We start from the raw sequence: 17204 nt of genomic DNA on the forward strand, positions 1-17204 counted from the left end.
GCAAGCGCGAGGCTTACTTGGCCTTCTCGAGGATCTCGACCAGGCGCCAGCGCTTGGAGGCGCTGAGCGGACGGGTCTCACTGATCAGGACCAGGTCGCCGATGCCGGCGATGTTCGCCTCGTCGTGAGCCTTCAGCTTGGACGTACGGCGGATGACCTTGCCGTACAGGGGGTGCTTCACGCGGTCTTCGACCTCGACAACGATGGTCTTGTCCATCTTGTCGCTGGTCACGTAACCACGCAGCGTCTTGCGGTAGCCGCGAACGAGAGCCTCAGCCTCGGCAGCGACGACCTTTTCGTCAGTCTTCGCCATGACTAGGCCTCCTTCGTCTCGACGGCGTCGTCCGCAGCGGTGTCGTCAACAGACTCGACTGCAGGCTTGGCCTTCTTTGTCTTCTTCTCAGCCTTTTCCGCCTTGGCGGGGGCCTCGACGGGCACGGGAGTCGGGCGAATGCCCAACTCGCGCTCACGGAGAACCGTGTAGATGCGAGCGATGTCGCGCTTGACCGCGCGGAGGCGGCCGTGGCTTTCGAGCTGGCCGGTGGCCGACTGGAAGCGAAGGTTGAACAGTTCTTCCTTCGCCTTCTTCAGCTCGTCGAACAGTCGCTCATTTTCAAAAGTGTCGAGCTCGACCGAGGCGAGCTCCTTGGATCCGATCGCCATTATGCGTCGCCCTCCTCGCGCTTGATGATGCGTGCCTTCAAGGGCAGTTTGTGAATTGCGCGGGTCAGCGCTTCCTTCGCGACGATGTCGGTGACACCGCTCAGCTCGAAGAGGACGCGACCCGGCTTGACGTTGGCGACCCACCACTCGACGGAACCCTTACCTGAACCCATGCGGGTTTCGGCCGGCTTCTTGGTGAGCGGGCGGTCCGGGTAGATGTTGATCCAGACCTTCCCGCCACGCTTGATGTGACGCGTCATGGCGATACGAGCGGACTCGATCTGACGGTTGGTCACGTAGGCGGGCGTGAGTGCCTGGATGCCGTACTCGCCGAACGACAGTTCAGTACCACCGGTTGCGTGGCCTGTGCGGCCCGGGTGGTGCTGCTTGCGGTGCTTGACTCTGCGTGGAATCAACATGGTTATGCCTCAACTCCTGCTGCAACCGGTGCCGCTGCCTCTGCGCGGGGCGCACGGCGGGGTCGGTCGTCACGTCGTTCGGGGCGGGTCGACTTAGCGTTGGCCTGCTCGCGAGCGAGTTCCTTGTTGGTGATGTCGCCCTTGTAAATCCAGACCTTCACGCCGATGCGGCCGAAGGTGGTCTTGGCTTCGTAGAAGCCGTAGTCGATGTTCGCGCGCAGGGTGTGCAGTGGCACGCGTCCCTCACGGTAGAACTCCGAACGGCTCATTTCGGCGCCACCGAGGCGACCGGAAACCTGGATGCGAACACCCTTGGCGCCGGCGCGCTGGGCACCCTGCAGGCCCTTGCGCATCGCGCGGCGGAATGCCACACGTGCGGAGAGCTGCTCTGCGATGCCCTGGGCGACGAGCTGAGCGTCGACCTCGGGGTTCTTGACCTCGAGGATGTTTAGCTGGATCTGCTTGGCGGTGAGCTTCTCGAGGTCGGAGCGGATGCGCTCGGCCTCCGCGCCGCGGCGACCGATCACAATGCCCGGACGGGCGGTGTGAATGTCGACGCGAACGCGGTCACGAGTGCGCTCGATCTCGATGCGGGACACGCCGGCACGGTCGAGGCTGGTGCTCAACAGTCGGCGGATCTTGACGTCTTCAGCAACGAAGTCGCTGTAACGCTGGCCGGGCTTCGTCGAGTCAGAGAACCATCGCGACACGTGGTCGGTCGTGATTCCCAGACGGAAGCCGTAGGGGTTTACCTTCTGACCCATTACTTCGTACCCTCCTCAGGAGTGGCGAGCACAACAGTGATGTGGCTCGTGCGCTTCTTGATCTGGAATGCGCGACCCTGTGCTCGGGCCTGGAAACGCTTGAGGGTCGTACCCTCGTCAACGAACGCCTGGCTGACGAACAGATCCTGCTCGTCCAGGAAGGTGTTGGCTGCATCTGCCTTGACCCGGGCGTTCGCGATTGCCGAAGCAACCAGCTTGTACACCGGATCGCTCGCACCCTGGGGTGCGAACTTCAGGATTCCCAGGGCCTCATGTGCCTGCTTGCCGCGGATCAGGTTGACAACGCGACGAGCCTTCTGGGGGGTAACGCGGATGTGACGCACGCGTGCGATCGACTCCACCATTTCTTCTCCTCCTTCACGTCCCCGCGTTAGCGGCGACGGCCCTTCTTGTCGTCCTTCACGTGTCCACGGAAGGTGCGGGTGGGCGCGAACTCGCCGAGCTTGTGCCCGACCATGCTCTCGGTGACGAACACCGGGATGTGCTTGCGTCCGTCGTGAACCGCGATGGTGTGCCCGAGCATGCCGGGGATGATCATCGAACGGCGCGACCAGGTCTTGATTACGTTCTTGCTGCTGGCTTCGTTCGCCTTGACAACCTTGCGAAGCAGGTGGTCGTCAACGAACGGGCCTTTCTTGAGACTGCGAGGCATCGTCTACTCCTACTTACGCTTCTTGCCGACGGTACGGCGACGAACGATGAGCTTGTCGCTTTCCTTGTTCGGGTGGCGGGTGCGCCCTTCCTTCTGGCCCCAGGGGCTGACGGGGTGACGTCCACCGGACGTCTTACCCTCACCACCACCGTGCGGGTGGTCGACCGGGTTCATGGCAACACCACGAACGGTCGGGCGAACGCCTTTCCAGCGCATACGGCCGGCCTTGCCCCAGTTGATGTTCGACTGCTCGGCGTTGCCGACCTCGCCGATCGTGGCGCGGCAGCGGGCGTCGACGTTACGGATTTCTCCGGACGGAAGGCGCAGCTGGGCGTAGATGCCATCCTTCGCGACGAGGCGAACAGACGATCCGGCGGAGCGGGCCATCTTGGCGCCACCGCCCGGACGCAGCTCGACCGCGTGAATGATGGTACCGGTGGGGATGTTCTTCAGCGGCAGGTTGTTGCCGGGCTTGATGTCAGCACCGGCGCCCGACTCTACGATGTCGCCCTGGTTCAGCTTGTTCGGGGCGATGATGTAGCGCTTGGTTCCATCGAGGAAGTGCAGGAGCGCGATGCGCGCCGTGCGGTTGGGGTCGTACTCGATGTGAGCGACCTTGGCGTTGACGCCATCCTTGTCGTTACGACGGAAGTCGATCAGACGGTACTGGCGCTTGTGTCCGCCACCGATGTGACGGGTGGTGATGCGACCCTGGTTGTTACGGCCACCGGTCTTGGACAGGGGGCGAAGCAGGGACTTCTCCGGGGTCGACCGGGTGATCTCTGCGAAGTCTGCAACAGATGAACCGCGACGACCGGGAGTCGTGGGCTTGAACTTACGAATAGCCATTTCTTATTCCTCTAGTCCGCGCCGCTTAGCCGACGGCCGTGAAGATGTCAATGGAACCGGACTTGAGCGTGACGATGGCACGCTTGGTGTCCTTGCGCTTGCCCTGACCGAACTTCGTGCGACGCGTCTTGCCGATCCGGTTCATGGTGTTGATCGAAGCGACCTCCACCTTGAAGATCTTTTCGATCGCGAGCTTGATCTCGGTCTTGTTGGAGCGCGGGTCCACGATGAAGGTGTACTTGCCCTCGTCAATCAGGCCGTAGCTCTTTTCAGAGACGACCGGAGCGATGATGATGTCGCGGGGGTCCTTGTTGAGCGGGGTAGCCATTATGCGGACACCTCTTCCTTCTTGGTCTTGCTCTCCACGAACGCGTCGAACGCGCCCTTGGTGAAGACGATGTCGTCACTGACGAGCACGTCGTAGGCATTCAGCTGGTCCCACGGCAGAACGTGCACCGTCGGCAGGTTGCGGATGCTGCGGAGCGTCATTTCGTCCGTGCGCTCCAGTACAACCAGGACGTGCTTGCTGCTGGCGATCTGGCTGAGCAGTTCGATGGCGCCCTTGGTGCTGGGCGTCTCGGCGCTGAACAGTGCCGTCACGACGTGCAGGCGGTCGCCACGGGCGCGGTCCGAAAGCGATCCGCGCAGTGCTGCCGCGATCATCTTTTTCGGGGTGCGCTGCTCGTAGTTGCGCGGGGTCGGTCCGTGGACGATGCCACCACCGGTCATCTGAGGGGCGCGGATCGAGCCCTGACGAGCGCGACCGGTTCCCTTCTGCTTGAACGGCTTGCGGCCGGCACCGGAAACTTCACCACGACGCTTGGTCTTGTGCGTGCCCTGGCGTGCGGCAGCGAGCTGCGCGACGACGACCTGGTGGATCAGCGGGATGTTGGTCTGAACGTCAAAGATTTCGGCGGGCAGCTCAACGTAGCCGGCCTTCTTGCCCTTGGCGTCGATGAGATCGAGTGAGGTAGTCATGCGACTAGGCTCCCTTCACTGCATTGCGGACGAATACGAGGCGGCCCTTGGCACCGGGAACGGCACCCTTGACCAGCAGGAGGCCCTTGTCGGCATCAACGGCGTGAACCTTGAGGTTCAGCACGGTGACGCGCTCGCCACCCATACGACCGGCCATGCGCATGCCCTTGAAGACACGGCTCGGGGTCGAGGAAGCACCGATGGAACCGGGCTTGCGGTGGTTACGGTGTGAACCGTGCGAGGAGGAGACACCCTTGAAGTTGTGACGCTTCATAACACCGGCGAAACCCTTACCCTTGCTGGTGCCCATGACGTCGACCTTGGTGCCGGCAGCGAAGACACCGTCAACGGTGAGTTCCTGGCCCAGGGTGTAGTCAGCGGCATCCGCGGTGCGGAGCTCGGTGAGGTGACGGCGAGGCGTGACGCCTGCCTTTTCGAAGTGTCCGGCGGAAGGCTTGTTGACCTTGCGCGGGTCGATGGCCCCGGCAGCGATCTGAACGCCGGCGTAGCCGTCGATCTCCTTGCTGCGGATCTGGGTGACAACGTTGGGCGAGATCTCGATGACGGTGACGGGAACGAGCTTGTTGTTCTCGTCCCAGACCTGCGTCATGCCGAGCTTCTTGCCGAGGAGACCCTTGGTGGTCTTGGTATCTGCGTAAGACATCGCGGGCCCTAGAGCTTGATCTCGATGTTGACGTCGGCCGGAAGGTCGAGACGCATGAGCGAGTCGACTGCCTTCGGGGTCGGGTCAATGATGTCGATCAGACGCTTGTGGGTGCGCATTTCAAAGTGCTCCCGGCTGTCCTTGTACTTGTGAGGGGAACGGATGACACACACCACGTTCTTCTCGGTCGGAAGCGGCACGGGGCCGACGACGGTCGCGCCCGCACGGGTCACGGTGTCGACGATCTTGCGCGCCGAGATGTCGATGACCTCGTGGTCATACGACTTAAGTCGAATGCGGATTTTCTGTCCCGCCATGTCGAACTCTCTTTCTTGTCAAGGCTTCGTACATCCCGAAGGCTGCATTGGACGCCGTAGTAGCACTGCTGCTGTCGCACCACTGTTCATCTGTCAATTTCGATTCATCGCGCCGCAGCCGCTGGGCCGCGCCACTTCGAACCGCGCCAACGCCTGCTCCGGCCGGAGCCGGGGGAAGGCATGGTTTTACCCGTGCAATCCCGGTTGTTGGTTTGAGCTCTGTTCTGCTACCCGCGGCCTAGCTGCGTATCCCGGCGTGTTGCCACGCACGACACCAGCTATGCACTGCCTGGCAGTGATCCCGACACCGCGTGCAGCGCGGCAGTCGAAAGTGTTGAACTAGAAGAGTCTGCCACAGGCCTTGCCCTTTCTGCAACCCGGGCGTGTCGCGCCCGGCGTGTCGCAGGGCACCGTCTCCCCGAGCGCCCCTCCCCCCTCGCCTCGAGCGCGCCACTTCTGCCGCTGCGCGCCAGGCATGCCTGGCGTGCAGCGGCGCAACTGGCGCGTTCGAGGCATCCGCTCTGCCCGTCACCCTGGTCACCAGGAGCGCAGCGTGGGCCGGGTGATCGGCAGGCCGAACTCGACAAGGCGCGTGCGCAGCCGCACCTTGCTCACCGAGACCGAGAACGGCCAGCGCGTGAACCCGTGAACCTGGCGGCGCACTCCGTCTTCCCGGAGCTTCTCAGCCCAGAGCACCTGCTCAGGCGTGCGACCGTCGCGCATCACCGGGTCGAAGTACTTGACCTTGCCATCGGTCTCCCCCACCTTGTGCTGGTCGGGGAAGCAGAAGTCGACGAAGACTTCGGCTCCGTCGACGATGAACGGATGCTGGAGCACCGGTTCAGGGAATCCGCTCAGGGCGATGTTCACCCGGCTTGCCGACTCGTTCGGCGACCCCGCCAGGTGGGTCGCGAAATCGATCACGGCTTTCGCGCGAACGGAGCCGCGGAATGGCAGCATTCGCGCCCACGTCTCGTAGAGTTCGGCCTTCGTGGCCAGAGCCGGCCGATGTCCCCGGCGGTCGGCGGAGAGGGCGCGGTCGGCCACGACGACGGCCGATTGGAGGTCGAGCGCGGCGGCGAGGTCCACAACCGTGCGCGCCACCGTCGTGACCAGCAAGCCGTTGACCAGGGTGATGTCCCGGGGATCGAAGTGGACCGCGTGCTTCCGAATGCCGGGCTTCGATCTGCCCCCGGCCGCCCGAGGAACGATGAAATGGACCTCGGCTGGAGGTCCGAAGAGAAACGGGAGGCCATGAAGCACGGCCGCCGATTGATGAGAGAGCACGAGTTCACTCCGTCGGGCGGCTGCCGCCGCGACCACCACGACGGCGTAACGCTCCTCATTCCGGAAGGTGTCCCATTGCCCCTGAGGAAAGTAGTGCCCGCGGGAGACGCGGTGGAACTCACCACGCAGCGCGCGACGACGCAGTCGCAGGTCCGCGCCGAAAGACCGGGTGTAGTCGGCCACTGAGAACAGTCGGTCGGCCGGATTGTCCGAATGCGCAGGTGAATTCATGCACCCACAGTGCGGCGGCCCCGCTCCTGCCCGGCACCACCGCCGTGATCTGTGGACAGCGGCCGGCATCCGTCACCCGTGAATGGATGCTGTCCGGCCCGAGCGCGCCAGTTGCGCCGCTGCGCCCCCGGCGTGCCTGGCGCGCAACGGCGAAGTCGGCGCGCTCGACTGAATGGCCGTTCGCGATGTGTGCCAGCGGCTACTCGTCGCCGATCTTCTCGTCGCCGATCTTCTCGTCGGCGGCGGCGCGGGCACCCTCGATCTGTTCCTCGAACTTGCCGCCGGTGACCTTGTTCGCCGCGTCGGCGACACCGCCGAGGAGCTTGTCGCTGATGTCCTCGGCCTGTTCGCTGTTCAACGCGTCCTTGACCTTGTTGTCGCCGAGGAACTCCTGCGCCTTCTTGGTGATGTCTTCGAGTCCCATGGTGCTCTTCCTGTTCGGGCAGCGGCGTTGCTGCCGAGTCAAAAGTGGAGCGTGGCCGCCCTTCGGCGCAAGAGACTTTCGGGCGCGAAAAAGGGGCCGGTCCCGAAGGACCGGCCCCTGATCTCGACAAGCTCGATCACCGAGCTTCACGCTCGATCACCGAGGTGACCGGGCTCTGAAGGGAACTACTTGATGATCTTCGTCACCGTTCCGGCGCCGACGGTGCGGCCACCTTCACGAATAGCGAAGCCGAGGCCCTCTTCCATGGCGATCGGCTGGATCAGCGCGACGTTCATGTCGGTGGTGTCGCCGGGCATGACCATCTCGGTGCCCTCAGGCAGCGTGATGACGCCGGTGACGTCCGTGGTGCGGAAGTAGAACTGCGGACGGTAGTTCGCGTAGAACGGGTTGTGACGGCCGCCCTCTTCCTTTGACAGGATGTACGCGGTGCCCTCGAAGTCGGTGTGCGGCGTGACCGAACCCGGCTTGACGACGACCTGGCCGCGCTCGACGTCTTCGCGCTTGGTGCCACGAAGAAGAAGACCACAGTTCTCGCCGGCCCATGCCTCGTCGAGCTGCTTGTGGAACATCTCGATACCAGTGACCGTGGTCTTGATGGTCGGGCGGATGCCGACAACCTCGACCTCGGAGTTGATCTTGAGGGTTCCACGCTCGGCGCGGCCGGTGACGACGGTTCCACGACCGGTGATCGTGAAGACGTCCTCGATCGGCATCAGGAAGGGCTTGTCCTTGTCGCGGACGGGCTCCGGGAAGTACTCGTCGACGGCCGTCATCAGCTCGAGGATGTTGCCGACCCACTTCGGGTCGCCTTCCAGTGCCTTGAGCGCGGAAACGCGAACGACGGGAGCGTTGTCGCCGTCGAAGCCCTGCGCGGTGAGGAGTTCGCGAACCTCGAGCTCGACGAGCTCAAGGATCTCTTCGTCGTCGACCATGTCGGACTTGTTCAGTGCGACGAGCAGGGACGGCACGCCGACCTGCTTCGCGAGCAGAACGTGCTCACGGGTCTGAGCCATCGGGCCGTCGGTGGCGGCAACCACGAGGATCGCGCCGTCCATCTGGGCAGCACCGGTGATCATGTTCTTGATGTAGTCAGCGTGGCCCGGTGCGTCAACGTGCGCATAGTGACGCTTCTCGGTCTCGTACTCAACATGCGAGATGTTGATCGTGATACCGCGCTGGCGTTCTTCCGGAGCCGAGTCGATCGACGCGAAGTCGCGCTGAACGTTCGTCTTGGACGGGAACGTGTCAGCCAGGACCTTGGAGATCGCTGCAGTCAGCGTGGTCTTTCCGTGGTCAACGTGACCGATCGTTCCGATGTTTACGTGCGGCTTGGTCCGCTCGAACTTGGCCTTGGCCACTGTGGGTCCTCCTCAGGACTCTCGGCTTCACCGCCCGCTGGTTTGCGGCCGGTGAACCTGCTGGATTTGTGTACTTATGCTACTCGGGCCGGGAGGCCTAAGCGATTTGGGCCCGAAGGCCCCAGGCTATTCGCCCTTGTTCTTCTGGATGATCTCTTCGGCTACAGCCCTCGGGACCTCCGCATAGCTCTCGAAAGTCATCGAGTACACGGCGCGGCCGGAGGTCTTGGACCTCAGGTCGCCGATGTAGCCGAACATCTCCGAAAGTGGAACATGGGCGCGAATTACCTTCACACCGCTTGCGTCCTCCATGGTTTGGATCTGACCGCGGCGCGAGTTGAGGTCGCCGATTACGTCACCCATGTATTCCTCAGGGGTGCGTACTTCGACACTCATCAACGGCTCGAGCAGAACCGGGTCTGCCTTACGAACGGCTTCCTTGAAGCCCATCGATCCGGCAATCTTGAACGCCATCTCCGAGGAGTCGACGTCGTGTGCGGCGCCGTCAAGCAGGCTTGCCTTGACGCCGACCATCGGGTAGCCGGCCAGGACGCCAACGTGCAGCGCATCCTGGATTCCTGCGTCCACCGAGGGGATGTACTCCCTGGGGATGCGGCCACCCGTGACCTTGTTTACGAACTCGTAGCTCTTCTCGGCCGTGATCTCGAGCGGCTCGATCGCGATCTGAATCTTCGCGAACTGCCCGGATCCACCGGTCTGCTTCTTGTGCGTGTAGTCGTGACGCTCGACCGCCCTGCGGATGGTCTCGCGGTATGCGACCTGGGGCTTGCCGACGTTGGCTTCGACGTTGAATTCACGCCGCATCCGGTCGACCAGGATGTCCAGGTGCAGTTCGCCCATTCCCTTGATGACCGTCTGACCAGTTTCCTGGTTCTGCTCGGTACGGAAGGTCGGGTCTTCTTCGGCCAGCTTCTGGATCGCGAGACCCAGCTTTTCCTGGTCCTGCTTGGTCTTCGGCTCGATCGCAACCTCGATGACCGGGTCAGGGAACGTCATCGACTCGAGCACGACCTGCGCGTTCGGGTCGCACAGGGTGTCGCCGGTGGTCGTGTCCTTGAGGCCGATGACCGCGTAGATGTGACCGGCGGTCACGAAGGCCACCGGGTTCTCCTTGTTGGCGTGCATCTGGAAGATCTTGCCGATGCGCTCCTTCTTGCCCTTGGTCGAGTTGATGACCTGGGCACCGGAGTCGAGGTGGCCGGAGTACACGCGAACGTAGGTCAGACGACCGAAGAACGGGTGCACGGCAACCTTGAACGCGAGAGCCGTGAACGGCTCGGTCGCATCCGGGTGGCGCATGATGACCTTCTCCTCGTCACGCGGGTCGTGCGCCTCAATGGCGGGCACGTCGAGCGGGGTGGGGAGGTAGTCGATGACGGCGTCGAGCATCGGCTGGACGCCGCGGTTCTTGAACGCCGAGCCACAGAGGACCGGGTAGATCTCGCTGTTGACCGTGAGCTTGCGAATGGCGCCCTTGATCTCGGCGACGGTCAGCTCTTCGCCGGAGAAGTACTTCTCCATGAGGTCGTCGTCGGTCTCGGCGACGGTCTCGAGGAGGAGCTTGCGGTAGGAGGCGGCCTGGTCGACGAGGTCGGCCGGGATCTCTTCGATGGCGTACTTGGAGCCCATCTCGACGTCACCCTTGGAGTCGCCGCGCCAGGTCAGTGCACGCATCTCGACGAGGTCGACAACACCTTCGAAGGTGTTCTCGGCGCCGATCGGCAACTGGATGACGAGCGGCTTCGCGCCGAGGCGCTTGACGATCGTGTCGACGGTGTAGAAGAAGTCGGCGCCGAGCTTGTCCATCTTGTTGACGAAGCAGATGCGGGGCACGTCGTACTTGTCGGCCTGGCGCCAGACGGTCTCGGACTGGGGCTCAACGCCCTCCTTGCCGTCGAACACGGCGACGGCGCCGTCGAGGACACGGAGCGAACGCTCCACCTCGACGGTGAAGTCGACGTGGCCGGGGGTGTCGATGATGTTGATCTGGTTCTCAGCCCAGAAACAGGTCGTCGCGGCAGACGTGATGGTGATGCCACGTTCCTGCTCCTGCGCCATCCAGTCCATCGTCGAGGCGCCGTCGTGCGTCTCACCGATCTTGTGATTGACACCCGTGTAGTACAGGATGCGCTCAGTGACGGTGGTCTTGCCAGCATCAATGTGAGCCATGATGCCGATGTTGCGGACCTTACTCAGGTCGGTGAGCACGTCAAGTGCCACGGGGGTCCTCCGGAAGTTTGCTTATGGTGATTGGGGCGAAACAGGGCATCCGGCGTTCAAGCCGCGGTGACCGAGCTTGTCGAGATCTGATCTCGACAAGCTCGACCACCGGATCGGCTCGAAGCCGGAACGCGACTACCAGCGGTAGTGAGCGAAGGCCTTGTTCGCCTCGGCCATCTTGTGCGTGTCCTCGCGGCGCTTCACAGCGGCACCGAGGCCGTTGGATGCGTCGAGGATTTCGTTGGTGAGACGCTCGGTCATGGTCTTCTCGCGACGGGCCTTGGCGTAGCTGGTCAACCAGCGGAGGGCCAGGGTGTTGGCGCGGTGCGGCTTGACTTCAACCGGAACCTGGTAGGTGGAACCACCGACGCGGCGCGAACGCACCTCGAGGGTGGGGCGCACGTTGTCGAGTGCCTTCTTCAGCGTGACAACAGCATCCGCACCGTTCTTGGCAACGACACCTTCGAGTGCATCGTAAACGATGCGCTCGGCGAGGCCCTTCTTGCCGTCGAGGAGGATCTTGTTGACGAGCTGGGAAACGATGGGGGCGCCGTATACCGGGTCAGCGATAACGGGACGCTTGGGCGCTGGGCCTTTACGAGGCATTACTTCTTCTCCATCTTGGCGCCGTAGCGGCTACGAGCCTGCTTGCGGTTCTTGACGGCCTGGGTGTCCAGTGCGCCGCGAACGATCTTGTATCGAACACCGGGGAGGTCCTTGACACGACCACCGCGGACGAGCACCATCGAGTGCTCCTGCAGGTTGTGACCCTCGCCGGGGATGTAGGCGGTGACCTCTGTGCCGTTGGACAGCTTGACGCGGGCGACCTTGCGGAGAGCCGAGTTCGGCTTCTTCGGGGTGGTCGTGTAGACACGGGTGCAAACGCCGCGCTGCTGGGGGTTGGACTTCAGGGCGGGAGCCTTGGTCTTGGTGACCTTGGGGCTGCGTCCCTTTCTGACCAACTGCTGAATGGTGGGCACTAATTACTCCTTGTTTTTGCTGCACGGTGACAGCTCATTGATGGTTAGCATTCGAATCGTTCGGTTTCCCGGCCGACTCGAGTTCATCTGGACCCGCCGGCACACACGCAATGAATTCCGTGTGATTTGGTGGGTATGCCGTGGGGGCTGCTCGGTGAGCACACCCTGAGTGAGTGCCGAACCGGACGCGCCTAAGGTGCAGCACGAGGGTATCGCGGTGGCATGACTCAAGCGCACGACAAAGCGCACACCTCGAAATACTAACTCGGCAGTGGCGGCCCGGTCAAATGGGTTACGGGGTCTGACGGGTTCGTTCAGCCGTTGTTCAGATGCTGCGCGGCCAGAGCGGCGAATCGAGCGCCGTGTCGAGGTCGGCGAGGAGGGCCAGCACCCAGGGTTCGACGTAGTCGGCGACGGCCTGGCGCATCCGCTCACGGTGCCGGAACAGCTCGGCGCAGACCCGGCTGCCGACCAGGGCCGCGTGCTCGTCGGCGAGTTTCAGTTCGGTGCGGATGGCCGTCTTCTCCTCCGCCGTGAGCGGCGGCGGAGCGGATTCGGCGGCCGCGGCCTGGTCGGGCCGGGCCAGTTCGGCGAAGGTGAACAGGTAGGGCGCATCCGCGGTGGTGGGCGGGTCGAGGTCGAGGCCTTTGTACTCCGGGTCGAGGCCCTCGGTGGGGTGGTAGCTGGCGGCCGCCTTGCGTTCCTCGTTCAGGTGGATCTCGCGGCTGAGCAGGGGCAGGTTGAGCTCGGTGTATTCGTCGACGGCGGCGTCGATGACGAGCTTCACGCGCATGGCGAGGGCATGCTGCACGGCGTGCGGGACATCGGTGGCCAGGCCGGCGGCGACGATGACCGGCGAGCCGAAGCAGGTGCGGCAGAGGCGGGCGCGGCCGCGGTGCGTGCCCGGGCGCCAGCGCGGGAGCCAACGCAACCAGTTGTCAACCTCATGGCTGACGCGTGACTCGATGGATCCGTCCATGGACGTTAAGGATAGCCGCAATCAGCCCTTGCGAACCGGGAGATTCCGGCCAATCTCACTGCGCCAGGGTCAGGGTTCCTCGTGACGCTCCCAGGGCCAGAGTGGACGCCCGTGCTCACCGACTCGCGAGGCCAGGATGACCGAGTAGAGCAGAGTCACGACGAAGGCGAGAAGGCCGGTCACCGCTGCAAACGGCCGGGCCAGGGTGGTCTCCGCGAAGGTGAGCGCGTCAAACGCCTGGCCGCTGGTCAACGGGTACAGGATGGCACCCACGACGATGAAGACGGCGAACGCCGCCGCCCCGGTCCCGAGCGAGTAGCCCACGGCGACCCGCTGCCGGTTGGGGCGATCACGCAGCCCGAGCGTGAGCATGAGCGCGAAGACCAGCACAATCGAGGCCGCGGCCATGCTCGGGCCGACGAGCGGGCCGGCATCCGGTTCACTGATGACGTCGAGGTTCGTGGCAAGGCTGATCATGCCGAAGGCCGCCACGATCAGCGCGGCGTAGAGCACCGCCGCGAAAACCGCGACGACGCTCGCGTACTTCTGGTAGTCACGCATCGCTCCCCCTATCCGAGTCTTGCGCAGCCCCACCAGCGCCGCATGTCCGTTAGTTGGAGCGGATGCCCTGCGGTCCGTCGGCGAGCACGCGGTCGTACTCGGCCTTCGTCGTGGCGTTGCGCTCGGTAACCGAGCGGCCGCGGCGGGCGATCCACGCGCCGGTCCAGATCGGCACCTCACGGGCGACGACGGCGGCGGCGATCGCGCCCGGGTTCAGCCACTGCTGGCTGACGAAGCGGTAGGCCTCGTCGGGCGTGAAGTTCCACGCCTGCACGCTGAGCAGGGCCGCCCCGATGTAGGAGAAGTAGACGACGACGGCCACGAGGAAGCCGAAGAGCACGTAGGCCCACCAGCCGCCGCGGTTGACGATCGCGACCAGCAGGGCGAAGCCGAGGAAGAAGAAGATCGCCGGCACGTAGAAGATCGGCAGCACGATGAAGTCGGTGAACTTCGCCGTGGTGTCGGCGAGCGAGCCGCTGCCGATGCCGGAGAGTGCCAGCGCGACGAGGGCGTAGAGCGCCGCGAAGACGGCCGTGCCGAGGAGCGCGATCAGGATGCCGACGCCGCGGTTGCCCTTGTGCTTGGGCGCGGTGGGCGCCTGGATGTACACCGGGGGCTGCACGGTGGTGTTCGTCGGCGTGTAGGCCTGGGTCGGCTCGGCCGGCTGGGTATACGGGGGCTGTTCGCGGGTGGGCGCGTCGTCGCTGGCGAGCGTGGCGGCACCGGTGCCGCCGACCGTGGCGGCCGGCACGTAGGTGTCGCGCTTGACCGAGTCGGCGGACACGGGCGCGGGCGCGTACGCCTGGGTGGCGGCGGAATCGGGCGCATCGTAGGAGATCGGCTCGCCGATCGGCGCGCCCGGGTGCGCCTGCTCGGGGTTGGTCTGCTCGGCAGGGTGGGCGAATGCCGCGGGTGCCGCGCCGTCGCGGGCGTCTGCCTCGCGGCGGGCCGTTTCGGCGTCGACGCCGACGGGGCCGGTCTCGTGGCGTCCGGTGGTGGTTGCCGAGGCATCCGTGTCGGGGTTGGTGTTGCCGTCGTTGGGCGTGGTGTCGCTCATGCTGCACTCCTCACGGGCCTGGCGGCCGTAGCTCTCTGCAGTAACCATAGCAATGCGCGTGCTGTGCGCCGCGGAAGCGCGGCGCAGAGTCTGGTGGCGGGGTCGGTCGGGTCGCGTCTGGACGCGCATTTGACCCTCGCAGCGCCCACACCGCGTCGAGATCTACCCTTTCGGTCGAGCACGGCTCGCACGCCGGCCGGTTTCGACCGAAAAGGTAGGACTCGGGAGATGCCCGAGCTACCCGGCCGGAGGTGCAGCCGCGGCGGGCGGATCGATCAGCACGTAAATCAGGGCGGAGATCGTGGTGGTGACCTGATCCGACGTCGCTGGAGTGTCGACGGTGGTCGTGGTGATAGCCGTGGGCGCTGCTGCAGGAGGCGATTCTGCTCGGGCCGTTGCAAAGGTGGTAACCATGACCAACCGCGTGCCCTTTTGAAGACCCTCAATGAAGTCGAGTACGTTCCCGTAGCTTCCGGAAACGGAGAGAGAGATGGGCACGGACACGAAGTTTGACGCTGTGATCAGCGCGTTCGGCACGGGCGCCAGTGCAGCAGCGACCTCAGCAGCAGTTGGTGCCGCTGATGCGGTGGGAGCGGGTGTTGCCGTTGGTGTGGGCGCAGTCTGCGCCCCCTCAGCTGCAGTTGCGGTGGGAGCGACAACGACCGGCACGTACGCCTGCGCGTCCTTCACCGAAATATCGGTCAGCGTGACTTGGTGCTGCTGGGCGATGGAATCCAGCTGCGCGACGAATGCTGGGATCTCGGCCGCGTTGGGAACAGCCAATCTGAGCGCCGATAATTCGCCCTTGAGATCCCCGATGTTCTCGAATTTCACTTTTAGAGCGGCTACTTTGAGTGCAGACGCGGAGTTTTGGGTTTCGACTGCCACGCGGTCTGCGTCTGCAATACTCGCTTCGCTGAGTTTCGGAGAGATCCCGAGAACCCAACCCAGGACGGCGGTGGCGGCGATCAGTACGACGCTTCCAAGAACCCAGAGCCTGTTCAGGTCCATTGTTACTTTCCCTCCGGTGTAGCGAAGCGATTCGAATACGCGCCGCCGTTGATGTGCAGAACGAGGTCGACGGTGTATGCGCCGCTATCGGACCGTTTGATCGACCCGGGCGTGGCATCCGCGTAGCCTGGCAGCCCCTTGATCGCGTCGAGCCATTGGGGGACCGAAGGAAGGTTTGGGCTGGTCACGGTGAGCGTGAGGGTCGCCACGCGGGCAGCTTGTAGGGGAGCAGTTGGTTGCATATACGCGCCCAGCGGGGACGCGGAATCCACGCTTACCGTGTCAATGGAAACGTCTTCTGGCAGCGCCGCACGGACCTTGGAAAGGTAAGACTTCCAGTCGACTTCGGTGGACGCGCCGAATTGGCGTGCCGCGACGGTCAAGTCGACCTCGTTTTGCACCTGATTCACCTCGGCATACTTCGCCTGACCGGCGAGCAACTCTGCCGTGCGCTGCTGAGCGGAAGCCAGCTCAATCTGGCTCTGCTGCGCATGCCATGTCGCAGCGCCCACCCCGGTGATCATCAGAACCACTACTGCGATGAGGATAGCGCCAAGACGCCGACGGGTTGCCTTGACTTTCTTGCCTGCCTTGACCTCCGGCGGCAACAAGTCGACGCGTGGCTCCCCGCCGAGTACCAGCTCGTCACCATCTCTCGAGCGACTCATGCGTGGCTCCCAAGGGCGAGCCCCAGTGCGACGGAATAAGCGCCCCGAGTATTCTGTAATGCTTCTGCGTTGACGCCGCGCCCAAGCGTTACCGCCGCAGCGGGATCGGCCTCAAAGACCGGAAGTCGCGTCAACTCGCCCAGCGCGGTAACGAAGCCACGCAAATGGGCACCACCGCCAGTCAGGACAATCCTCGTCACTGGCATGTGGTTTCTCGTGTTGACGAAGTAGTTGACAGTGTTCCTCAGGCTGTTGAGCAGTTCGGCCGTCACCTCATGGATGATCGTGGCCGCCTGCGGATGCTCGGGCGCTGGATCTAGACCGATCGTGCGCTTCAGCAGCTCTGCCTCATCGGAGGTCAGACCCAGTCGAAGGACCATCGCTTGGGTGAGGTCTCCACCACCCGCGGGAATGAGTCGCACAAATTGCGGGACCCCGTTCAGCGTGACGACGACAGTGGTGGTCGCCAGACCGACGTCGATCTGCACAACCGCACCATCCGCTTGAGCACCCCTGTTGATTACCCGAGTCAGCGCGAAAGGAATCAGATCTACTTCCACGGGTGTAAGCCCAGCCAGCTGGACCGCCTTCACATTCCCCTGGACCGCGTCCTTGACGGCAGCGATCAGGAGCCCGTTTACCTCCGGTCCGGATTCTCCTTCACTCTCTGAAACCGGATAAAAATCGAGCAGGGCGTCGGCCACCGGCACGGCGAGCAAGTCTTGCACCTGGAAGGGAAGCGACTCTCTGATGCGCTTGATCGGCATCTTTGGCACCGTGAGATCGCGTGCAAGCACGCGATGGTTCCCCATTCCGAGAACTACCTTTTTGCTCTTGAAACCGCCTGCTGACCACAGGGTCTTGATTGCGGCCGAAACAGTGTTGGGCTCAACGACTTCCCCCCGGTTGACCGCACCTACGGGCAATTCCACGGCGTGGTAGCGAAGCAAGGTCGGCTTCCCCTTGCCTGCGTCACTCACCTCAGCCGCACGCACTCCGGACGTTCCGATGTCGATTCCTACGACACTTGTCGTCATTGCTTCTCCCTCGCGAGTGCTG

The 17204-nt window shown here is 63.8% G+C and carries 23 protein-coding genes; all 23 read right to left on the reverse strand.

Features of this window, described 5'->3' with window-relative positions:
• Window positions 1-13 precede the first annotated feature (13 nt).
• The 23 genes from rpsQ to pilM all read right to left on the reverse strand — a co-directional run bounded on the left by rpsQ (window position 14) and on the right by pilM (window position 17182).
• A complete protein-coding gene (gene rpsQ, locus E3O48_RS04560; RefSeq protein ID WP_134508223.1) occupies window positions 14-313 on the reverse strand; it encodes a 30S ribosomal protein S17 in 300 nt (99 codons plus the stop codon).
• A gap of 2 nt (window positions 314-315) precedes the next feature.
• Window positions 316-663, reverse strand: a complete 348-nt coding sequence (rpmC, locus tag E3O48_RS18215; protein ID WP_134508225.1) for a 50S ribosomal protein L29 — start codon at window positions 661-663, stop codon at window positions 316-318.
• Window positions 663-1082 (reverse strand): 50S ribosomal protein L16, encoded by a 420-nt coding sequence (gene rplP / locus E3O48_RS04570; protein WP_134508227.1) that lies wholly within the window; start codon window positions 1080-1082, stop codon window positions 663-665. The genes rpmC and rplP overlap by 1 nt, the downstream gene beginning before the upstream one ends.
• 2 nt (window positions 1083-1084) lie before the next feature.
• Window positions 1085-1846: a 30S ribosomal protein S3 gene (gene rpsC, locus E3O48_RS04575; protein ID WP_104100964.1), complete on the reverse strand. Its 762-nt coding sequence runs from the start codon at window positions 1844-1846 to the stop codon at window positions 1085-1087.
• Window positions 1846-2211, reverse strand: coding sequence for a 50S ribosomal protein L22 (gene rplV, locus E3O48_RS04580; protein WP_134369265.1), 366 nt, complete (start codon window positions 2209-2211; stop codon window positions 1846-1848). Before rplV ends, rpsC begins: the two co-directional genes overlap by 1 nt.
• A 26-nt stretch (window positions 2212-2237) precedes the next feature.
• Window positions 2238-2519 (reverse strand): 30S ribosomal protein S19, encoded by a 282-nt coding sequence (rpsS, locus tag E3O48_RS04585; RefSeq protein ID WP_104100966.1) that lies wholly within the window; start codon window positions 2517-2519, stop codon window positions 2238-2240.
• A 9-nt stretch (window positions 2520-2528) separates the two neighbouring features.
• On the reverse strand, window positions 2529-3368 hold the full coding sequence (gene rplB, locus E3O48_RS04590) for a 50S ribosomal protein L2 (RefSeq protein ID WP_134508229.1): 840 nt from the start codon (window positions 3366-3368) through the stop codon (window positions 2529-2531).
• A 25-nt stretch (window positions 3369-3393) separates the two neighbouring features.
• Entirely contained in the window at window positions 3394-3696 is a 303-nt protein-coding gene (gene rplW / locus E3O48_RS04595; protein WP_134508231.1) for a 50S ribosomal protein L23, read from the reverse strand.
• Entirely contained in the window at window positions 3696-4346 is a 651-nt protein-coding gene (gene rplD / locus E3O48_RS04600; protein ID WP_134537457.1) for a 50S ribosomal protein L4, read from the reverse strand. The genes rplW and rplD overlap by 1 nt, the downstream gene beginning before the upstream one ends.
• 4 nt (window positions 4347-4350) lie before the next feature.
• Window positions 4351-5010, reverse strand: a complete 660-nt coding sequence (rplC, locus tag E3O48_RS04605) for a 50S ribosomal protein L3 (RefSeq protein WP_134508235.1) — start codon at window positions 5008-5010, stop codon at window positions 4351-4353.
• 8 nt (window positions 5011-5018) lie between these two features.
• Window positions 5019-5327 carry a 30S ribosomal protein S10 gene (gene rpsJ, locus E3O48_RS04610; protein ID WP_035834607.1) on the reverse strand — a complete coding sequence of 103 codons (309 nt, stop codon included), beginning with the start codon at window positions 5325-5327 and terminating at the stop codon, window positions 5019-5021.
• A 537-nt stretch (window positions 5328-5864) separates the two neighbouring features.
• Window positions 5865-6845: a hypothetical protein gene (locus E3O48_RS04615; protein ID WP_134537458.1), complete on the reverse strand. Its 981-nt coding sequence runs from the start codon at window positions 6843-6845 to the stop codon at window positions 5865-5867.
• A 199-nt stretch (window positions 6846-7044) separates the two neighbouring features.
• Window positions 7045-7269: an Rv0909 family putative TA system antitoxin gene (locus E3O48_RS04620; protein WP_134537459.1), complete on the reverse strand. Its 225-nt coding sequence runs from the start codon at window positions 7267-7269 to the stop codon at window positions 7045-7047.
• 185 nt (window positions 7270-7454) lie between these two features.
• Window positions 7455-8648 (reverse strand): elongation factor Tu, encoded by a 1194-nt coding sequence (gene tuf / locus E3O48_RS04625; RefSeq protein ID WP_134508241.1) that lies wholly within the window; start codon window positions 8646-8648, stop codon window positions 7455-7457.
• Between the two features lie 126 nt (window positions 8649-8774).
• Window positions 8775-10889 (reverse strand): elongation factor G, encoded by a 2115-nt coding sequence (gene fusA / locus E3O48_RS04630; RefSeq protein WP_134508242.1) that lies wholly within the window; start codon window positions 10887-10889, stop codon window positions 8775-8777.
• A gap of 135 nt (window positions 10890-11024) precedes the next feature.
• Complete coding sequence (gene rpsG / locus E3O48_RS04635; protein WP_066597688.1) at window positions 11025-11495, reverse strand: 30S ribosomal protein S7; 471 nt, start codon at window positions 11493-11495, stop codon at window positions 11025-11027.
• Window positions 11495-11869 carry a 30S ribosomal protein S12 gene (gene rpsL / locus E3O48_RS04640; RefSeq protein ID WP_055811472.1) on the reverse strand — a complete coding sequence of 125 codons (375 nt, stop codon included), beginning with the start codon at window positions 11867-11869 and terminating at the stop codon, window positions 11495-11497. The genes rpsG and rpsL overlap by 1 nt, the downstream gene beginning before the upstream one ends.
• A 325-nt stretch (window positions 11870-12194) precedes the next feature.
• Complete coding sequence (locus E3O48_RS04645) at window positions 12195-12848, reverse strand: spermidine/putrescine ABC transporter substrate-binding protein (protein ID WP_134537460.1); 654 nt, start codon at window positions 12846-12848, stop codon at window positions 12195-12197.
• Window positions 12849-12917: 69 nt separating this feature from the next.
• Window positions 12918-13409 carry a DUF6121 family protein gene (locus E3O48_RS04650; RefSeq protein WP_134537461.1) on the reverse strand — a complete coding sequence of 164 codons (492 nt, stop codon included), beginning with the start codon at window positions 13407-13409 and terminating at the stop codon, window positions 12918-12920.
• Window positions 13410-13458: 49 nt separating this feature from the next.
• Window positions 13459-14466 (reverse strand): tripartite tricarboxylate transporter TctB family protein, encoded by a 1008-nt coding sequence (locus E3O48_RS04655; RefSeq protein WP_134537462.1) that lies wholly within the window; start codon window positions 14464-14466, stop codon window positions 13459-13461.
• Window positions 14467-14703: 237 nt separating this feature from the next.
• A complete protein-coding gene (locus tag E3O48_RS04660; RefSeq protein WP_134537463.1) occupies window positions 14704-15477 on the reverse strand; it encodes a hypothetical protein in 774 nt (257 codons plus the stop codon).
• 2 nt (window positions 15478-15479) lie between these two features.
• Window positions 15480-16145, reverse strand: a complete 666-nt coding sequence (locus E3O48_RS04665; RefSeq protein ID WP_134537464.1) for a PilN domain-containing protein — start codon at window positions 16143-16145, stop codon at window positions 15480-15482.
• Window positions 16142-17182: a type IV pilus assembly protein PilM gene (gene pilM, locus E3O48_RS04670; protein ID WP_134537465.1), complete on the reverse strand. Its 1041-nt coding sequence runs from the start codon at window positions 17180-17182 to the stop codon at window positions 16142-16144. The genes E3O48_RS04665 and pilM overlap by 4 nt, the downstream gene beginning before the upstream one ends.
• Window positions 17183-17204 lie beyond the last annotated feature (22 nt).

The organism is Cryobacterium sp. HLT2-28 (assembly GCF_004402495.1).
Lineage (GTDB): Bacteria > Actinomycetota > Actinomycetes > Actinomycetales > Microbacteriaceae > Cryobacterium > Cryobacterium mannosilyticum.